The organism is Cupriavidus laharis (assembly GCF_914271435.1).
Lineage (GTDB): Bacteria > Pseudomonadota > Gammaproteobacteria > Burkholderiales > Burkholderiaceae > Cupriavidus > Cupriavidus laharis.
Genome location: NZ_CAJZAI010000011.1, coordinates 159,741 through 176,842 on the forward strand (window position 1 = coordinate 159,741; position 17,102 = coordinate 176,842).

Sequence of the window (17,102 nt, forward strand, 5' to 3'; positions counted from 1 at the left end):
ATTGTGGCCTATGCTGATATGGTGAAAACAATTTTGCGTGTAAGCTCAAGTAGCTTTAGACTATCTTCTCTCATCCCTCGACTAGAAAGGAAACTCGCATGGCATCCTATAAGGAACTCATGTCCCAGAAGCAGGCCCTCGAAGCCCAACTGGAAGAGGTACGCGCTAATGAAGTAGCGGGCGTCATCGAGAAGATTCAGACCCTAATGGCGGAGTATGGCTTGACGGTCGAAGACATTTCCAAGCGCCGTCGCGGCCGTCCAGCGGGGAGCGCTGCAAGCAAGCCAAAGTCGGAGCTGCCCCCTAAGTACCGCGACCCCAAGACTGGGAAGACATGGTCCGGCCGTGGTCGCCAACCGGCCTGGCTCGGCAAGAACCCAAAGAGATTCCTGATTGCAGAAGAAGCCTAAACGTCGGCTTCTGCACCCAGAATAGAAGTCACCCCTGCCCGCAATGCAGGGGTTTCTTTTTTTTGAGCGCAGCGCATGTCCTTTGAAGAGATTCACGCCGAGATCATGCCTGCCTCGTGTTCCAGGAATTCCGTCGGGCACGCGGCGATTGGTTCGTGAAAGGGCAGCCCGTGCGTCCGCAAGACATCCGCGCTACTACGCTACCGACCATAGAAGGCAACCACGACGCCATTTCCGGCGACGGGCAGACCAAGGCAGCGCACGATCTGTGCCAAGGCATTGCGGCACGCGACAAGCAGCACGTGACAGGGCGCCGATGCGGACACTACGATCTTTTCGCTGGCCCCCGGTGGCGCTCCCAGATATACCCTGGCATCCGCGCCCTAACTGTGCAAGATACCTAACTAGCCGCGGTGCACGCGCCCATCATTCAAACACCACAGTTGGCATTACCTGCCAAGCGGCAGTCGTAAGTATTCGATGTCGGCCTTCCACGATGACGTTGCTCACCACTGGGCCTAGCAATACCGCTTCTCCAACGAGGCAATGGTGACCCGCGGCATTCGGCGTTAGCTATCCTTCGCGACACAACGTGATAGGGGCCTCTCGATTACAACTCTTTTCGAGTCACGGAGGTGGACACGATTCGTTCCCGGTGCCAAGAACAAAGATCGCACCGCCTGCTGCACGCGCCGTGTTACGGAATGCGGCGCAGGGCTTCAAGCATAGAAGCCCCTTGACTCGTCAAGCGAGGGTGGGCATTACCGCTACCATGGCCATGCTCCATCGTCACCAGTTTGTGGACCAGCAATCCGTCCAGTTGTTCTGGTTCGAGATCGTCTATGTCTTGCGCATCGCCAAGCAGTAGCAGCGCGGCGATTTCATGCGGACTGAGCATGTCAGGCTCCTTTGTCGGGGGGCGAAAAAAGGAACTACGACTGCTGGTCCGTGGATGGAGTTCCACGGAGGATTGTCGGAACGACACTGAGTGAACTCGGGGCGAGGACGCGCTGAGTATGCGCACACCGAGCACTTACCGTAAACCGTCTTGTCGGCGGAATCAAGCTCCACGTGTGCTGCGATGCAGCGGAGCGAAGCTGAGACACATCGGATCGTTGGTTAATTCCTCAGGCGTTCGCGACACCATGGCGAGCCGGATCACTGCAGGTCGCGACAAAGGTTATACTCCGCGCTCCAACGAATAACGGATAATTAACATGGTCACAGCAACCAAAGCAACGACGCCGACGAGCGCGGCTTCCAAGAGGAAGCCGGTCGCAAAGAAGCTGACGGTACCGACGAAGAAGGCGAGCGTGCTCGCACGTGAAGCCCAAGCAGCGAAGAAGCGCTTGCTGAAACTGCGGGCCGACACGAAGAAGGCCATTGAAGCAGCAAAGCGTGAGGTCGCGAAGGCAGCGGAGGCCGCAAGGTCCGCAGCGCGTTTTGAGAAACAAGCCGAAAAGGACAAGCTCGCGGCGAAAAAGGCTAAGGCTGCAGGCGCCAAGAAGGCTTCAGGCAAAGCTGCCGCCACGAAGGTCGCCCCGAAAAAGGCAGCGGCCGGTCGCAAAGCCGCCGCGACTGTTGCACCGAAGAAGGCTGCAGTGAATTCCGTGACGAAGAAACGAGCCCCGGCGAAGAAAGTGGCGCGGACCGTCGCGATACCCGAAGCTTCGGCGTAATCTTTCGCCTACGGCTGGTAGTGGCCCTCGACAACCGGTCGATTGAAGCACGATGGGCGCAAAGGCGCCCAATTTTGAGCACCCCTGACAAGCCCCATCGAGCTCTGGCCAATTCTTCGCCTTCTTGCCGTTCGGGCTCTAGCCCATGCGCTTCGTTAGGGCAGCTGACTCATAATCCGTTGGTGCCGTGTTCGACTCACGGGAGCCCCACCATTCAACCCCAGATGCGCAGCAGCGTACTTGGTCTCCCAATGGGATCTCAGACCGCCGAGCGTACCCGTTTCTGCGTACGGGGGGCTCGTGCCCGAGCCTGGCAAGCATGGAATTCGCGGCCGGACCGCGCCTGATCCGGCCGGTTCGTCGCCGGCCCGGGGCGTGAACCGCGCCAGTAGCGCCGCCCCGGCGAGAAACTCGGTAACATTGTTGCTAGGTTTCTTCGATCAATCATTGGCGATGCGCGTTGGCAGACCCATTCCCGCACCTGTACGGCCGGTCTGCGACGACTGCGGCAACATCGCCCAGCTTGCCCAGACAGGTGACTCCGCATATCCCTACCTTGAGGATCATGGTCCCGTCTGGATCTGTGTGCCATGCCAGGCCTGGATCGGCGTCCGTCCTCGCAGCCGTCAGCACACACCGCTCGGTCGACTTGCGAATGCAGAACTGCGCGATGCGAAGAAGCGCTTGCATGATGCGCTGGCGCCCCTGGTGGCCGCAAAGATGCGTCGGGACGGCGTGAACCCATTCGAGGCTCGCGGCAAGGCAATCAAGTGGTTGGCGAGCGAGCTTAATTTCACCTTGCCGACACCAAGTATTCACGCACTGACCCATGAACAGTGCGAACAGGCGATCCGTTACGTAGCTGACTTTCAGGCGGCACGCCAACGATCCAGTGACCATGCGCCGGATACGGCTCGCAAGAAGGACGCGTCAGGAGAAGACTGATGTGCTACTCCGCCCAGATCCAGGCCAGCTATCGCAGGTACGCGCGAGAGTTCGGAGCGCACATCAGCCTCGAGCGCTTTGTGGATCTTTTCTGGGAAAAGCGACGCGATGGCGGCTGGTCGAAGTTGCCCAAGGCCATGCGCGCTGCATTCGAGGCGCCGACCAACGAGACTGAGCGTGCCATTGCGGACCTGATCGCCGCGGCGGAGCGAGAGCAGGCCGGCCTCTTTGAGGCAGAGCTGTTCCGGCAGAAGACGCGCCTGACGACTGCCGAGCGCACGCTGGCCACCAAGCCGACGAAGAAGGCGGAGAACGACCAACGCATCGCCACGGACAAGGTCGCAAGGGCGCAGCGCAACCTGGCGGACTTGCAGCGCACCGAATTACTGCCTCGCGATTCGCGGATATTTCCGGGTTACTACGCGCCCGTGCTCGTCGTTGAGGACGGCCAGCTCACCGTCATTCCGATGCGCTATCAGTGCCGCCTGCCTGGCTGGACTGCGGCGATGGAAAGACAGAAGCCGGGCACCTACAATGCGCGCCGCGACAGCCTCAAGAAGGCCTGGCGCCAGCTATATGGCTACAAGCACGGCATCGTGATCGTCAATGCCTTCTACGAAAACGTGGCTCGGCACCGGATGGAGCATCGCGAGCTCGCGCCGGACGAGGTCGAAGAGAACGTGGTGCTGGAGTTCCGTCCGGAGCCGCAGCAGGACATGCTGGTGGCTTGCCTGTGGTCCTTGACAAAGGGGGAGGAGGGCGAAGCTGACCTTTACTCGTTCGCCGCAATCACCGACGAGCCGCCGCCAGAAGTGAGCGTTGCCGGTCACGACCGTTGCATCGTGCCGATCCGCCGCGAGAACGTCGACGCGTGGTTGCACCCGGATCCCAAGAACCTGCCGGCACTCGATGCCATTCTCGAAGACCGCAGCAGACCCTATTACGAGCATCGACTGGCGGCCTGACTACGTGGATTTGGGAGTTGTGTAGGAAAACGCCGCCTACGCCACCGGGAAGCACCCGGCTATGCTGGTCCCATGGCGCACGATTCCCTGGCCCGATACCGCGACAAACGTGACTTCCGCATCACGACGGAGCCAGCCGCGCGCACGCGGGCCCGTCGCGCTAAGACCAAACCGCTGCGATTCGTCATCCAGAAGCACTGGGCAAGGCGCCTGCACTATGACTTCCGCCTTGAACTGGATTGGGGTACTGCTGAGTTGGGCGGTGCCCAAGGGGCCCAGCTTTGATCCCGCTGAGAAGCGTATTGCGATCCACGTTGAAGATCATCCGATCGAGTATGCCGATTTCGAAGGCACCATTCCGCCCAAGCAATACGGCGCCGGTTCCGTCATAGTCTGGGACAACGGCACGTGGGAACCAGTCGGTGATGCACAGAGCGGCATGGAGAAGGGCAAGCTTGAGTTCACGCTGCATGGACAAAAGCTTGCTGGCCGGTGGGAACTGGTGCGGATCTCGAAACCGGGCGATGCAGACGACCAGTGGATGCTTTTCAAGAAGCGGGACAAGTGGGCGAGGCCGCATGCCGAGTTCGATGTCATAGCGGCGTTTCCCGATAGCGTGTTGGCACACCCGCTTGGCGACCTCGAAGCGCGTGAAGACGGCCAACCCACAACGAAGCCGAGCGAGCCTGACCTTTCGGCAGCCGTGACAGCACCGCTGCCGATGCGCCTGGCACCGCAGCTCGCCACGCCGACGGCCAAGCTACCGACAGGAGAAGGGTGGATCATCGAGACGAAGTTTGATGGCTACCGGCTTCTGGCCCGGATCGTCGACGCCAGAGTGCACCTGATTACGCGCAACGGCCACGACTGGACCCGCAAGCTGGCCAGCCTCGCGAAGGAAGTCGAGAAGCTGAATATTTCCGAAGGCTGGCTCGATGGCGAAATCGTGGTGCTGCGCGACGGTCTTCCTGACTTCAACGCCCTGCAGAACGCGATCGACGGCCGCCACAACGACTCGATCATTTACTTTGTCTTCGATGTTCCGTACTGGGAAGGGCGGGACCTTCGCCGCGTGCCCTTGCGCGAGCGCCGGGCCCATCTGGCGCGCCTGATCGATGATTACTCGGACCGAGTTCGTTTCAGCGAGAGCTTTGACGCGCCGGCAGCACAGGTTTTCTAGGCCGCGGCCGAGCTCGGGTTAGAGGGCCTACTGCTAAAACGGGCCGACTCCGTCTACAGCTCATCCCGTAGTGCCGACTGGCTCAAGGCAAAGTGCAGACTGCGCCAGGAATTCGTGATCTGCGGCTTCGCGGATCGGCAGGGCGTGCCCGGCGAAATCGGAAGCCTGTTGTTGGGCGTAAATGAGGACGGCCAGCTTCGCTATGCCGGCAGCGTCGGTACAGGCTGGGACAGCAAAACCGCGGCAGCAATACGGGCCCGGCTCGCCAAGCTCACCACTGACGCCGCGCCATTTCCCCCGGCCTCCATGGGCGGCAGCAGGTGGGGCCCTGCCAGAACCGGTGCGCCGCGCTGGGTCAAGCCATGCCTTGTGGCCGAGGTTGAGTTTGCCGAATGGACGCCGTCGAATCAGGTACGCCAGGCATCGTTCAAGGCGTTGCGTAGTGAAACGCCAGCGAGCGAGGTCCACAAGGAAGCCGTTCGGGTCGAGGCCGGTGCAACGCTCGCTGCCCTGAAGATAACCCACCCTGAGCGGGTGATTGACCCTACCACGGGTATCACCAAACTCGACCTGGTGCGGTACTACGAAAGCGTGGCGGACTGGATGCTTCCGCATCTCGCGGTGCGGCCCGTGGCGCTTCTCCGCGCGCCGGATGGCATCGGTGGCGAAGCCTTCTTTCAGAAGCATGCCGAAACCACGAAGCTGCCTGGGTGGACCGAGCATCCGGCATCCCTATGGCCGGGGCATGGCCGCTTGCTGACCGTTGACTCGGCAGATGCGCTCATCGGGGCCGCGCAACTGAACGTGGTCGAATTTCACACGTGGAATTCGACGACCGTCGATCTTACTCACCCGGATCGCATCATCTTCGACCTGGATCCCGGCGAAGGCGTGTCCTGGCAGCATGTCCAGGAAGCGGCGTTACTGGTGCAGACTCTCCTAGGCGAACTCGGCCTGGCGGCCTGGCTCAAGACCAGCGGCGGGAAAGGCCTGCACGTCGTCGTGCCGGTGGCACCCGAGTTTGACTACGATGTGGTGAAGGCCTTCTCACGCGCGGCAGTGCAGCACCTGGCCAAGACCCTTCCTCAGCGGTTCGTGGCCAAGTCAGGGCCAAGTAATCGCAAGGGCAAAGTGTTTGTGGACTATTTGCGTAATGGCATCGCGCAGACCACGGCTGCGGCATTCTCGGCCCGAGCACGGCCCGGCATGGGCGTGTCGATGCCGGTAGCGTGGGATCAACTGCCGCAACTCAAGAGTGCCTACCAATGGACGGTGCGAAATGCCCGGGAGTACCTGAGTTTCCGGACGAATGACCCATGGTGTGATTTCTGGTCAACGACGCAAAGCCTGCGAGGTCCCATGGAACACTTGAGCTGATAGCGTCATGGGTACTCGCTCGTGGAGAGTTGATTTTTCCGCTTACTCAACGCGGGTCGCGCATCACCACAAAGCCCGGATCGCAGTGGTCGTGGCCCGCCGCGATAGCTTCCTCCTCTGTTTCGAATACTCCGGCATCGGTTAGGTTCGGTGTGTAGCCAACGTCCCCGCCTTGAGGAAACAGGTAGTCATTCCCAGTGCGAACGATCCATCCCTTCCGCGTGCTATCCGACATCCTCATCCTTGCGTAGTTGTTTCAAATAGGGTGTCAGCCTCAGGCGCTCTCTTGTGAGAGAGTGCGGCAAGCCAGCCACGATTCAATGGTGGTAATCATCGTTTGATCAAGCACCATCTGCTCTCGGACGCACTGGGCTTTTACGCTATCGGCTAACTTCATACCGAGAGATGCAGTGTCATTGGGGCCGTCTTCAAACGAGTGACCGCAAAAGAGAAGACCACGAAGGACGTGGTTAATGTCCGAGCGACTGATTGGCGTCCCCGATGCCTTGCATCGGTCGCGCACGCGCTTTGTGGTCTCGATGAGATGGAATGGATGAGCGAGAACGTCTGCCTGCACGTTCCCCAGCAGCAGCCGGTACCGCTGCGGGGAAAGCAGCGGCATCCCCGTCACCTCATGCACCTGCTTTGCAGCTGAGTGAAGGTGCTGAGCGTCGCCCCACAGGTCCAGCGGTCGTTGCATGGGAGCGGTGCTCGCCCCGTTGGAGACAATTCCGCCTGAGGTAGACCAGTCGAATACAGCGGGGCGCACATCGATAGACTCAGCAAACTTGCGGAACGTGCCGCGGCCATTCCAATCCACAGCGAGTTGGGGGTACTTCTGGATAATCAGGTTCGCCAGCGTGGCGCATTGGATCGGTTGTTTAGCCCCGCCCACCTCGAGTTTCACAAAGTCGGTGACCGCCCTTGCCAGGCCATCGGAGTCGCCACCGCCTTGCCGGCGCACTGGCGTTGATGCGGCATGGCGCTTCGGGTCGTGCACGGTCCCGCCTCCGTCCCAGCTAACCTGCAGGGGAGCCAAACCTCGAGAGTCTAGCAGCGCCTTGAAACTGCCGAAGCCCGCCCAAGATGAGGCGTCCATGCCGTCCACATCGGACAGCACCAATGCCGCGAGGCGCGAGAGAGCCACCGGACCAGGAGCCTCCGCCACAACCTGATGCATCAGCTTGAACGCGGCGTCGGCGAGCTCTCCACGAGATGCGCCTGGCTCGCCGGCCGGCGCCGGAGCTTCGACATCGTCGTCAAATCCCAACGCGTTGCGAATGAAATCGTCGGGGTTGATGAGCAGATCGGCGGATGCCCGGTACGCTGCCGAAGGAAAGCCGATGGCAAGAACTGTCGTGCGGCGGTCCCAGCGACGCAGCTTTCGGAGAACGGGGGTGAAGTCGGCGTCCGCAGAGAAGACAATGAACTCCTCGTATCCGGCTTCATGCTGGAGGAGATCAACAATGTCTAGCACCATATGAATATCGGTGCTGGTCTTCCCATCACTGGTAAGGGCGGGGCAATCCACGATCTCGAATCCGGCCAGATTGAACGGTGGCCGAAAACGTTGGTAGGCCTGGGGATTGAGGTAACAGCGGCGAACGAGCACGCGTCGTCTTGCGCCAACGGGTGCGTGATCGGGCGAACTCAGCGTGCCAATGAGCCATTCCATCCACTGGGTGGGATGGCGAGCGAAGCGGTCTGCATACGCAGGGTCGAGCCGCCTCAAGCCCGAATAGACGTTATCGAAATCGACGAACAGTGCGCTCTTCATTGTTCCTTGCAGCGATCTGGGTTGACACGTCCTGTCAACCGGTGAGCAACTCGAGCTCCGATTGTATTACGAGCCAGTCAGCCGGGGGGCACGCCATGCACAGCCGGCGTAAATGCTAGTCCTCGGATTCCGCACGATGCGGACGGAGTTAGCAGAAATTACGGCTCGCCGTATCAAGGCGGCCAAGCATCGCAGAGAGATCCACGACGCGCTGCGCGATCAGATGGCGAACTTCGCCTTCGCATTGCCACTGTCCGTAGACGCCGGCCATCCTCGCGCCGAGGACCTCTTTGCGAAAGCGTTCGAAGACGCCAGGCCACACGATCACGTTCACAACGCCAGTCTCGTCCTCCAATGTCATGAAGATGACGCCATTCGAGGTGCTCGGGCGCTGCCGCACCGTCACAATGCCGGCCGCGCGGGCGGTCTGCCGTGGCTGGTATTGCGCCAGCTCCGACGCTGGCACGAAGCGCCGAGAGGCCAGCATCGGGCGTAGCAAGGCAAGCGGGTGGCGACGAAGCGTCAGGCCCATCGCCCTGTAGTCCCCAACGATCTCTTCACCCTCCGTCGCCGGCGCGAGTTCCGCCGGCTCTTCGACCAGTTCAGCGGCCCGCAGTATGTCCTTGTCGGGTACCGCTGCAGCGGCCAACCAAAGGGCCTGCCGGCGCCCGCCGGTCATCGATGCCAGGGCATTGCCTGCGGCGAGCGCTTGCAGGTCGTTCCGATCGAGCTCCGCACGCCGAGCCAGTTCCGCAGTGCTGGCGAACGGCCGAATCGCGCGGGCCTCCTCGATGCGGTGTGCGGTCTCACGCCGCATCCCGCGCAGCAGGGACAGGCCGAGTCGCACTGCAGGCCGCGCGCCGTCACCGAGCGAATGTTCGAGAGCGGAATCCCAGCCGCTCACCGATACGTCGGCGGGCAGTACGATGACGCCGTGGCGCTTCGTATCCTGCACCAGCTGAGAGGGCGTGTAGAAGCCCATGGGCTGGCTGTTCAGCATCGCGCATAGGAAGGCCTCGGGCTCATGGCATTTCAGCCAGGCGCTGGCGTAGACGAGCAGGGCGAAGCTGGCCGCGTGGCTCTCTGGGAATCCGTACTCGCCGAACCCCTGGATCTGGCGAAAGATGCTCTCGGCAAACTCGCGGTCGTAGCCGCGATCGAGCATGCCCGAGACGATCCGATCGTAGTATTTGTCGATACCTCCCTTGCGCTTCCATGCGGCCATGGCGCGCCGCAACTGGTCGGCTTCGCCGGCCGAGAAGCCGGCGGCCAGCATGGCCACCTGCATCACCTGCTCCTGGAAGATCGGCACGCCCAGCGTGCGCGATAGTGCCTTCTCCATCGCGGCACTGGGGTAGGTGACTGGCTCGAAGCCTTGGCGCCGGCGCAAGTAGGGATGCACCATGCCGCCCTGGACGGGTCCGGGGCGGACAATGGCGACCTCGATGACCAGATCGTAGAACGTGCGAGGCTTCAAGCGTGGCAGCATTGACATCTGGGCGCGCGATTCGATCTGGAACACACCCACGGTATCGGCCTGGCAGATCATGGCGTAGGTCGCCGGGTCTTCCGCGGGAATGTCCTGCAGCTCGAAGGCTTCGCCGCGCTGGTCGGCGACGAGGTCCAGTGCGCGTCGCACGGCGGAAAGCATGCCGAGCGCCAACACGTCCACCTTGAGAAGGCCCAAGGCGTCCAGATCATCCTTGTCCCACTGGATCACGCTGCGGTCCACCATCGCGGCATTCTCGATAGGCACGAGTCGTGACAGCTTATCGCGCGCGAGCACGAAGCCGCCCGTGTGCTGGGACAGATGGCGGGGAAAGCCGAGCAACGCAACGGCCATGTTTGCCCATCGTTGGGACAGCTCGGCGTCGGCGTCCACACCGCTTTCCGCAAATCGCTTGAGCAGGTCCGCCTTGCCATCGAACCAGTGGTGCGACTTGGCCACGAGGTCCACGATAGCCGGATCCACGCCCAGCGCTTTGCCGGTATCGCGCAAGGCGCTGCGCGGGCGGTAAGTCGTCACCGCGGCCGCAAGCGCTGCCCGATCTCGCCCATATTTGCGGTACAGGTACTGGATGACCTCTTCGCGTCGCTGGTGCTCGAAGTCGACGTCAATGTCCGGTGGCTCGCCGCGCTCCTTGGAAATGAAGCGCTCGAAGAGAAGGTTGCCCCGTGCCGGGTCGACCTCCGTAATGCCCAGGCAGTAGCAGACCGCGGAATTGGCCGCCGAGCCGCGGCCCTGGCACAGGATACCGTTGGAGCGTGCGAAGCGGACAATGTCATAGACGGTCAGGAAGTACCGCTCATAGTCCATGTCCCTGACGAGCGCGAGTTCGTGCTCGAGCTGCTGTTGCACGACAAGAGGAATGCCGGCGGGGAAACGGCGGTGCCCCCCGGCGTATGTCTCTGCGCGCAGATAGTCCGCGGGTGTGGTGCCGTCCGGAACCACTTCGTCGGGGTATTCGTACCGCAACTCGTCCAGAGAAAACTGGCAGAGGTTGGCGATGTGGATGGATTCGGTGAGATAGCGGTGCGGGTAGATGTTCGACAGACGCAGGCGCGAACGCAGGTGCTGCTCGGCATTGGGTGCCAGGTCGTAGCCGCACTCTGGAACAGGACGGCCCACGCGGATCGCCGTCAGCACGTCGTGCATTGGCTTGCGCGAGCGCACGTGCATGGTGACACAGCCGGTGGCCACGAGCCGCAGATGGTGGCGCGCCGCGGCCGCCTCGACCGTCCCGCGGTGGATATCGTCCATCGGGCGGTACAGCAGGTTCAGGCCCATCCAGGCCCGACCGGCGAAGGTAGTGCTCACCCATGTCGCTTGCATGTCGAGCTTGTCCGCCGGCACGCCGTAATCCGGCGTGAAGACGATCAGGCAGTCGGGCAACCCCTTGAGGTGCTGGTGGGGCGCCTCCGGTGCCGCGAGGTCGCGTGGCGTCAGAACATAGGAGCCTTTGGCGGCGCGCATGCGAGCCAGCGTGATCAGTTCGCATAGGTTGCCATAGCCTTCCCGGTTTCTGACCAGTGCCAGAAAGGACAGGGCAGGGGAGCCATCGGCATTCTGCAAGCGGAACGAAGCCCCGACGACCAGGCGCATGCCTGCCTTCTTCGCCTCGGTGTGCGCGCGCACGATTCCCGCCAGCGAGCATTCGTCCGTGATCGCGAGCGCGTGGTAGCCCAACTGCGCCGCGCGCTCGGCCAGCTCTTCAGGACGGGATGCGCCCGTGAGAAACGAAAAGTTGGACAGACAATGCAGTTCGGCATACTCGGGCAGGCCTGCTGCGAGGATCTCACTCATGGTGGCTACCCAAAGAGGCCGTGCAGGTACCACCGCGATTCGTCCCCTTCGCGGCTACCCATACGTTCCTGGAAGATCCAGTAGCAGGTGTGGTCCTTGCCTTCCGCCACGAAATAGTCGCGCGTGACCAGTTGCCCATCCCACCAGCCGGCTTCGATGCGCTCGGGTGGCGAGACGATGTGCAGCGGCGAGCCGTAGAACGGCCGATGATCCCGCTCGATGAGCGGAACCGGCTTGCCCAGGAGCCAGGTCGGCCGAGGCAGGGCTGCCGGCAGGGACACGCGTGCTGGCTTCTCCGTAGCCGGCTGCCAGTCGTTGGCCACTTCGGGGCGGTAGTCTGCCCGCAAGCAGGGCTGGCGAACCTTGTCGGCGCCGAGGCGAGCGCTGAGCAGCTCGAGCAGCCGGGCGTGATCGGCGGGCGTCCCGCCAGGTTCCGGGAAGAGGGAATCCGTAGGCGGCGCCACGGGCTCCGTGTCGATCGCAGACACGGCCACGGCGATCATTGGCGCTTCAACGGCAACGAGGGCGAGCCGCTCCTTGAGGATGCGGACCAGGTGTTCCTCATGCCAGTTGGGCTCCGCGAGCGCGATCTCGATGGCCGTCGGCGCGATTGCCGCGCGGCCGCGCTCATGGCGCAATTCGACCCGAAACCGCTTGATGGCGAGGTGCCGGGCAGTTAGCCAGCCGACCATCTGCACCAGCAGGCCGCGGACATACGCCAGTGTCTGTTCGGCATTTTCGATGCGGTCAGGCAGGTCCACCGCCGCATCGAATGCTGGCGGCGCCTCGGCCCACTCGAAAATTTCCGGCGCTTCCCCGTAGGCGCGATCCAGCGCATCCAGGAAGTCGGCGCCACAGCGACGCTGCAGACCGGCACGAGGCAGGCGGCGCAGATCCTCCAGCGTGCGGCATCCGAGCCCATCGAACCAGTCGGCAAACTTGCGCGCCGCGGGTAGGGTAAGTATCGGCAGGCCGGCCAGCCGGCTTTGCAACGACGCCATGGTCAAAGCAGTACCACCACCCGAGCGCGCGATCAGCCACGCTCCTTGCGCCGTCGGGGCGCTGCCGACCATCGCGCTGAAGCCCATCGCCGCGACGGTCTCGATGATCCGTCGGCGGAGCTTACGCGGCCCACCGAAGAGCCGCAGCGTAGTGCTGACATCGATCAGGATTGCAGCCTCTTCCGCTGCGGCCACATTCGGCGAGAACTGCAGCGTCGCCATGGTGATTCGTGCAAGCGCATCGCCTTCCCGGCCGGAATCGCGGTCGAACAGGATGGTGGCCGGCGCGATGGTTTGCACACCGCCGCGGCGCATGCCCAGCTTTACGCCTGCGGCTAGTGCCAGGGGCGTAGCGAGATGGACCCATTCCTTGTCGAGGACGGCAACGGCCAGTTCAGTGGTGGACCAGGTCGGCCGGAAGACTTCGAGGGGGAGCGACGGCAGGCGTAGGCAGATCCACAGGCGCAGCATGGCGGTACAACAGAATGGGTGACGGTTCCAGCGCGACGAGCAGAGGGGTCTCTTGCTGCGGCCCGCGACGCTTCACAAAGTTGACGGTCACGCCGCCGACGGCCGGCTCGAGGGCCAGGCGCAACGGTGCCGGCGAGGCATCCCGCGCACACGCGGCGGGGCGCACCACGAAGAAGAGCGTGTCCGACGTCTGCGCGGCGAGGTGCAGGCGTCGTAGCGCCTCGTTTCGAAGGTGGGACTGCCAGAGAATCAGCGCGCCACAGGTGCCGGCCCGCAAGGTTTGCTCGGCCGCCCACAAGACATCGGCGGTCCGTTGCGCATCGATCCAAAGCAGCCGCTCCGGCGGAATTCCCCAATTTGCCAGTGACAGGGCTTGTGGCGCGTGCGGGGGAGCCAGGAGCGCGAACGGCCGCCCAGAGCGGGCAACGAGTGCAGGGCGGAGCAGTCGGAGTTCGCCGATGCCGGGCTGCTGCAGCAAGAGTTCCGTCTGGCTCCCGACCGGCCAGCCGCTGCCCGGCAATTCCTTATCCAGTGCGGCATAGCCGGTCGATACAGTGCGCGCGTTGCCTCGGGCAAGCTGTGCAGCAACCCAAAGTGACGGATGGATGGTTTCAGGGGCGATGGTGAGCATGGCATGTCCTGTCACCAGAGTACTGTATATTTATACAGTTGTCACCTGGACGGAACGCCAGGCCGCGTCCCCGCGGTGGTCATCCTTTGATATTCCGCGGATCGTGACCGAAAGAATTGCGCTCGCGGATTTTTCCGTCCCGGCCATGGATGAGGAGCTCGACCTTGTCGCGTTTGGCGCGCTCGTTACCGGCGGCAATAGCAGCCTCTTGTGTGGCGTGGATAGTTCGGTCAGCTTTACCGCCAACTTCAACGGCCCAGCCATTTTCGGCCGGCCCGACATGGACGTCTTTCATGATGCCCTCGCTATATGCTGCTATGGCATCAGTCCCGCGTTAGACCGGCGCGGCGGGATATCCGAGGCTGTCCTACACGGGCGGATGCGATTTGTCGGCATGCACTGGTTAGGTTGGCGATTTAGCCGCGATGTGCAGATGCGCGGCTCGGCCTTCGATGTAGCCGCTGCTCCAAGCCAATGATTGGCCCGAAGCGAGTGGGTAGGGGCAGGCGGTCGATGTCCTCGACCTGCGTCGAAGCCGGCACGCCAAGCTCGTGCATCGACGGCGATGGCGGGCGAAATCCGCGGATTAACGGTGCACTTCCCATCCGCCCGCGTAAGGCAGACGCGTCAGCCGTCGTCGGCAAGAAAGGGCGGATGTTGCCAGAGCGCGGTCAAAAAAACAGCCCTCAACCCGATGGAAGAGAGCCGTAGAACGTCCAAGAAGAAATCGGGTAACGCCTTACGGGTTGCCCGCAGCATCAGTATCCGCCAAGTCGCCGTGGCCGGCAATTCGCCCTACGCCGCGCGGGGCGTCGGATCGCAAAAAGAACCCGCGCTCACCGGGGAAGGGGCGCGGGTGGTAGCAGGCCTACCCCCGCAGGATACGGCGATATAAACATTGGGCAATACTGGATTAAACGCCATTTTCCCCAGCAGTTCTGGGGGCGACGTTGACGCCGCGTCGACCCTGCAATCGCAATTGCCGTGTTGTGACACGGACTGAAGGAGGAGGAGCACTTTCACGCGTGAAAGTCAGTTGGCTGTCGACCCCATGCGTCACCGTGCAGGAAGATCACCGTCATTCCGATGCCCTATCAGCGTCGACTTCCGGGCTGGAGCGCAACAACGCGCGGCGACAGTAAGCCCGATCACACCAGCAGCCCGCAACGCTGAACCGCCGGCTTCCAAAACCTCCCGACCCGGACATCAGACCCGGTTAAGGCCGGCTTCCAGTAATGCAGCCTGCGCCGAAAAGTCGCTGGGTCGTCGCTGGCGGAAGGTTTCCAGATTGCTGAGCTTCCATCGCAGTGCCGGCATTTCCGCGGCATGCCGGCATTGCAGCAGGGACCAATCAGGTTTCGCACGGGCCAGGCCACACAGGAATTGCTTCTGAGCCGCACTCAGCCGTCGCGGCAATTCCTGACGCAGTCGCGCGCGAGCCTCCAGCAAAGTTTCCAGGGAACAGGGAACTTCAGTCATGCCGACAAATGCCCGGTCGTACTCTGCGGCAATATCCTTGTCGTTGCCGAGAAGGACTTCATGCGTGGGCCGGTTGTGGCCTGCTAGATAGACCACGAAGCATTCCACCATGCCGTCGGTAAGGCTGCCCGATTCATAGAGTTGCCACACGTCGAACAGGTCGCGGGGATGCTGCCGGTCCAGCGCGGCCACCAGCTTGCCTGCGTAAAGTTCATCCTGCGCGAGGATCGGCAGCTCAAACTCGACGCCGAACAGGTCGCTGGCCTTGGCACACAACGGCCGGTGCTCCACCGGCAATACGGTGCCACGGAACACCACGTTCACCTCAACCTTCACTTGGCTCGTCTCGTTCTCAACGATCAGCTTGGTTTCTCCGAGATCCTTGGCCCGGATCAGGCGCGTTTGTAGGCCCAGCGGCTGAACCCGTTCCCCGACGGCAGCCAACTCCTGGTTGATCGCCCGGAGCGCCTCATCGCGCGGCACTTGCCACGGCAGGTACACCACGTCGATATCAACCGACAGACGTGGCATGTTCTGCACGAAAAGGTTGATGCCGGTGCCGCCCTTGATGGCGAAGATGTCGTTGGCGAACACGTCGGGAGCGACGGTCAGCAGCAAGCGAACGGTGTCTGCGTAGGATTTATCCACGGGGTTTTAAGCTAAGCAAAGTGCCGTCGTCCAATCGGCTCATCCAGCGCTTGGGGCTGCCAGTACGGACCGCGTACTGGTCCAGCAGGGTATCTACGTCCACGAGGTTCGTTTCGCGTGCCCATGTGAGGAACAGGCGTACTGCCTTCACGCTGGTACAGCATGCCAGCAACCGTCCCAGCAGATCCTTTCGGGGCGAGCGCAACCCGTCAAAAAGATTACGAGCCTCTTCCAGGCTTTGCTTGACACCCACCTCGTACAGCAGCTCGAGCATGGCGCGTTCGGGCGTGGCAACGTGCAACCCTTCAGGCAGGCTCGGCGGGGTGGTCAGCGTTTTTCGTGTCAATTCGTCGTCGGGCCAATCGAACAGGTGAGCATGGACGTAGCGCGCGGGAAAACGCTTCGTGAACCAGGTCGGCAAGGGAAAGCGGTTGTCGCCCCATAGCACCAGTGCATCCCGGCTGACTACGTTGTGCCTCACCCCTTGCCATGCCAGCGCACTTTTGCCGCCGACATGAAGCCCCGGCACCCGCCTCTGGAGAAACAATAATGCGCCGTAGACACTGAAGTCGTCGTTCGGGTAAGCGTAGACCCCTTGGGCGAGACGCACGAGCCACCCGCCGTCGACGTAATGAGCGGCGAGCTGGGGCGAAACCCCGAATTGACTCAGCACGGCAAGGTCGAACGGGGCTCCGCGGGGCAGTTCCGCCTGTAGGCGCTTGATTACATCAAATCGAGAATTTAACTCCATGTTTGTAATTTTACACCCGATCTAATCGGTCGCGGCTAAAACAGGCGGAATGCTCTGGAAATAGTAGATAGCTTTATTATTCCGACACAATCTAATCACTCTTGTTCCCCGACAGATGGCCATCCCGCCCTGACGAACTACGCGCGTAGGCTACGCTTGTACGTTGAAACAAACCATCCGCAGGTCGCAGCAAGCCGTCGTTGATGCGCCGCCGCCGACGTACCAGGGCGGCGCTACGCTGGTGTCGCAGTCATCACCGGAAGAAAGCACTGACAGGCGTTTTTGCTCCCGTCTGCTGCCGGCTGTGGGTATGGATCCCTCGCGACCGGCACCCTCCCTCTGCAACGATTTAACATAAGTTTTCTTATGCGCACTACTGGTATGTTCTGAGGTGTTGCGTGTAGTACGGGTTGGAGACTTCAGATACCGCAACGGAAAAGTGCTTTTATGGTATCTTTCGCCGTTGCGTTTTGTTGTGGGTTTT

At 62.1% G+C, this 17,102-nt stretch carries 12 protein-coding genes, 1 tRNA gene and 2 pseudogenes; 7 read left to right on the forward strand and 8 right to left on the reverse strand.

Annotation, left to right across the window (positions count from 1 at the left end; all coding sequences use genetic code 11):
* The first annotated feature begins 98 nt into the window (after positions 1–98).
* Positions 99–410, forward strand: a complete 312-nt coding sequence (locus tag LDO29_RS20765) for an H-NS histone family protein (RefSeq protein WP_224081629.1) — start codon at positions 99–101, stop codon at positions 408–410.
* A gap of 113 nt (positions 411–523) precedes the next feature.
* Positions 524–814: pseudogene (locus tag LDO29_RS20770) on the forward strand (polyhydroxyalkanoate depolymerase); the annotation flags it as partial.
* A gap of 293 nt (positions 815–1,107) precedes the next feature.
* Here the strand turns inward: LDO29_RS20770 and LDO29_RS20775 are convergent.
* Complete coding sequence (locus tag LDO29_RS20775) at positions 1,108–1,308, reverse strand: hypothetical protein (RefSeq protein ID WP_224081630.1); 201 nt, start codon at positions 1,306–1,308, stop codon at positions 1,108–1,110.
* A gap of 319 nt (positions 1,309–1,627) precedes the next feature.
* Between LDO29_RS20775 and LDO29_RS20780 the strand changes: the two genes are divergently transcribed.
* From LDO29_RS20780 to ligD, 5 genes and pseudogenes are all read left to right on the forward strand, one after another.
* Entirely contained in the window at positions 1,628–2,089 is a 462-nt protein-coding gene (locus tag LDO29_RS20780; RefSeq protein WP_224081631.1) for a fumarate hydratase, read from the forward strand.
* 132 nt (positions 2,090–2,221) lie between these two features.
* Positions 2,222–2,302, forward strand: a tRNA-Ile gene (locus LDO29_RS20785).
* Between the two features lie 240 nt (positions 2,303–2,542).
* Entirely contained in the window at positions 2,543–3,034 is a 492-nt protein-coding gene (locus LDO29_RS20790; protein ID WP_224081644.1) for a zinc-finger-containing protein, read from the forward strand.
* Complete coding sequence (locus LDO29_RS20795; protein WP_224081632.1) at positions 3,034–3,999, forward strand: SOS response-associated peptidase family protein; 966 nt, start codon at positions 3,034–3,036, stop codon at positions 3,997–3,999. Before LDO29_RS20790 ends, LDO29_RS20795 begins: the two co-directional genes overlap by 1 nt.
* Positions 4,000–4,071: 72 nt before the next feature.
* Positions 4,072–6,556: pseudogene (ligD, locus tag LDO29_RS20800) on the forward strand (DNA ligase D).
* A 274-nt stretch (positions 6,557–6,830) separates the two neighbouring features.
* Here ligD and LDO29_RS20805 read toward each other — a convergent pair.
* The 7 genes from LDO29_RS20805 to LDO29_RS20835 form a co-directional block, all read right to left on the reverse strand.
* Positions 6,831–8,333 (reverse strand): NYN domain-containing protein, encoded by a 1,503-nt coding sequence (locus tag LDO29_RS20805; RefSeq protein WP_224081633.1) that lies wholly within the window; start codon positions 8,331–8,333, stop codon positions 6,831–6,833.
* Between the two features lie 148 nt (positions 8,334–8,481).
* Complete coding sequence (locus LDO29_RS20810; RefSeq protein ID WP_224081634.1) at positions 8,482–11,637, reverse strand: error-prone DNA polymerase; 3,156 nt, start codon at positions 11,635–11,637, stop codon at positions 8,482–8,484.
* Between the two features lie 5 nt (positions 11,638–11,642).
* Positions 11,643–13,109, reverse strand: a complete 1,467-nt coding sequence (locus LDO29_RS20815; protein WP_224081635.1) for a Y-family DNA polymerase — start codon at positions 13,107–13,109, stop codon at positions 11,643–11,645.
* Complete coding sequence (imuA, locus tag LDO29_RS20820) at positions 13,033–13,740, reverse strand: translesion DNA synthesis-associated protein ImuA (protein ID WP_151072920.1); 708 nt, start codon at positions 13,738–13,740, stop codon at positions 13,033–13,035. Before imuA ends, LDO29_RS20815 begins: the two co-directional genes overlap by 77 nt.
* Positions 13,741–13,819: 79 nt before the next feature.
* On the reverse strand, positions 13,820–14,035 hold the full coding sequence (locus LDO29_RS20825) for a DUF2188 domain-containing protein (protein ID WP_224081636.1): 216 nt from the start codon (positions 14,033–14,035) through the stop codon (positions 13,820–13,822).
* A 911-nt stretch (positions 14,036–14,946) separates the two neighbouring features.
* Positions 14,947–15,867 (reverse strand): nucleotidyl transferase AbiEii/AbiGii toxin family protein, encoded by a 921-nt coding sequence (locus LDO29_RS20830; RefSeq protein ID WP_224081637.1) that lies wholly within the window; start codon positions 15,865–15,867, stop codon positions 14,947–14,949.
* Positions 15,860–16,618: a type IV toxin-antitoxin system AbiEi family antitoxin domain-containing protein gene (locus LDO29_RS20835; protein WP_224081638.1), complete on the reverse strand. Its 759-nt coding sequence runs from the start codon at positions 16,616–16,618 to the stop codon at positions 15,860–15,862. The genes LDO29_RS20830 and LDO29_RS20835 overlap by 8 nt, the downstream gene beginning before the upstream one ends.
* Positions 16,619–17,102: the final 484 nt, after the last annotated feature.